This window comes from Rhodococcus sp. NPDC060176 (assembly GCF_042728675.1).
Classification (GTDB): Bacteria; Actinomycetota; Actinomycetes; order Mycobacteriales; family Mycobacteriaceae; genus Rhodococcus_F.
Map to the genome: position 1 here is coordinate 1 of NZ_JBHWYS010000023.1, position 2,387 is coordinate 2,387.

1 protein-coding gene is annotated in these 2,387 nt (G+C 59.5%); it reads right to left on the reverse strand.

Annotation, left to right across the window (positions count from 1 at the left end; genetic code table 11):
* Positions 1-2,348 (reverse strand): isopeptide-forming domain-containing fimbrial protein (locus tag ACFWEM_RS34090; protein WP_378540092.1); only part of this gene is annotated, 2,348 nt, incomplete at its 3' end.
* Positions 2,349-2,387: the final 39 nt, after the last annotated feature.

Genomic DNA, 2,387 nt, shown 5'->3' on the forward strand with positions numbered 1-2,387 from the left:
CCGACCATCGCAGCAGCCAACGGATCCTGAGCAGACAAGCTGCCCGCAACCAGATCAGCATCATCGAGCAGACCACGCAGATCATCGAAGTACGCGACCTCACCCGCACCACTACCGGTGTTCGAGAACGTCAACGTGTACTTGATGTCCTGACCGGCAACAACATTCGAACCAGATGCCGGATCAGAAGACTTCACCACAGCAATCTTCGGAGACACCACCGGATGCTCCGTCGTCACCGGCGGAGGAGTGATCTCCGGACCCGTCGGCGGCTTCGCAGTACCGGTCACCTTGTTGCTGATCAACGTGCCACCGGCAACACCGGCATTGACCTTCACCTGGTAGGTCAGGACCACCGACTTACCCGCTTCGAGTGCACCGGTCCAGGTGAGCGTCGTACCCCCGAGGGTCGGAGCAGTCGCGTCGACACCATCGACTACTGCCTTGAGTGAACCGTCCACCAACACAGCATTGTCGAGAACCTTCGACAGATCATCGGTCAACACCACCGGATCAAGAGTCGTGTTACCCGTATTGGCACCGGTCGCCGTATACGTGATCGTCTGACCAGCAGCAACATTCGTCCCCGACACCGGATCCGCAGTCTTCGCGACCGTGAACCCCGGAACATCAACCGGATGCTCCGTCGTCACCGGCGGAGGAGTGATCTCCGGACCCGTCGGCGGCTTCGCAGTACCGGTCACCTTGTTGCTGATCAACGTGCCACCGGCAACACCGGCATTGACCTTCACCTGGTAGGTCAGAACAACCGACTTACCAGCCTCGAGAACACCAGTCCACGAAAGCGTCGTGCCCGAGAGGGTCGGAGTAGCAGCAGGAGCACCATCGACCGTCGCGTTGAGCGAACCGTCCACCAGAGCGGCGTTGTCGAGAACCTTCGACAGATCATCGGTCAACACCACCGGATCAAGCGTTGTCTTACCGGTGTTCATGCCCGTTACGGTGTACGTGATCGTCTGACCAGCAGCAACATTCGTCCCCGACACCGGATCCGCAGTCTTCGCGACCGTGAACCCCGGAACCTGAACCGGATGCGTCGTGCACAGCTGCGTCGCCGGATCACACACCTCCGGAGGATCCACCGGCGGAGTCGTACCCGGAACAACGAAGTTGAGCACCGTGTTGTCGGCACCAGCCGCAACACGATCGGCATCAGCCTTGACCTTCGCCGTGTACGTCACCGTCTTCGTTTCACCAGCGCCGAGGGTTCCCGTCACCGAGAAACCATCACTGCCGACCATCGCAGCAGTCAACGGATCCTGAGCAGACAAGCTGCCGGCAACCAGATCAGCATCATCGAGCAGACCGCGCAGATCGTCGAAGTACGCGACCTCACCCGCACCGCTACCGGTGTTCGAGAACGTGAGCGTGTACTTGATGTCCTGACCGGCAACAACATTGGTACCTGATGCCGGATCAGAGGACTTCACCACAGCAATCTTCGGAGACACCACCGGATGCGTCGTGCACAGCTGCGTCGCCGGATCACACACCTCCGGAGGATCCACCGGCGGAGTCGTACCCGGAACAACGAAGTTGTTCACGAACACCCCACCGACCACATCGGCATTGACCTTCACCGAATACGTCACCGACTTGCTCTCGCCGGCCGCCAGGGTCCCCGTCACCGAGAAACCATCACTGCCGACCATCGTCGCAACCAACGGAGCATCAGCAGCCAAACCACTCAATGCACCCTTGTCCACAACCTGACGCAAATCATCGAAATACGCGACCTCACCCGCACCGCTACCGGTGTTCGAGAACGTAAGCGTGTACTTGATGTCCTGACCGGCAACAACATTCGAACCCGACACCGGATCAGAAGACTTCACCACAGCAATCTTCGGAGACACCACCGGATGCTCGGTCGTCACCGGTGGAGGAGTGATCTCCGGACCCGTCGGCGGCTTCGCAGTACCGGTGACCTTGTTGGTAATCAACACCCCACCAGCAACACCGTCGTTGACCTTCACCTGATACGTCAGGACAACCGACTTACCAGCTTCGAGAACACCAGTCCACGAGAGCGTGGTGCCCGAAACAGTCGGATCGGCAACAGCAGCACCGTCGACAGTCGCCTTCAACGAACCGGGAACAACAGCAGCATTGTCGAGAACCGCACCCAGATCATCGGAGATGGCGACCGGATCAAGCGTCGTGTTACCCGTATTAGAACCGGTCACCGTGTACGTGATCGTCTGACCAGCAGCAACATTCGAACCCGACACCGGATCCGCAGTCTTCGCGACCGTGAACCCCGGAACCTGAACCGGATGCGTCGTGCACAGCTGCGTCGCCGGATCACACACCTCCGGAGGATCCACCGGCGGAGTCGTACCCGGAACAACGAAGTTGTTCACGAA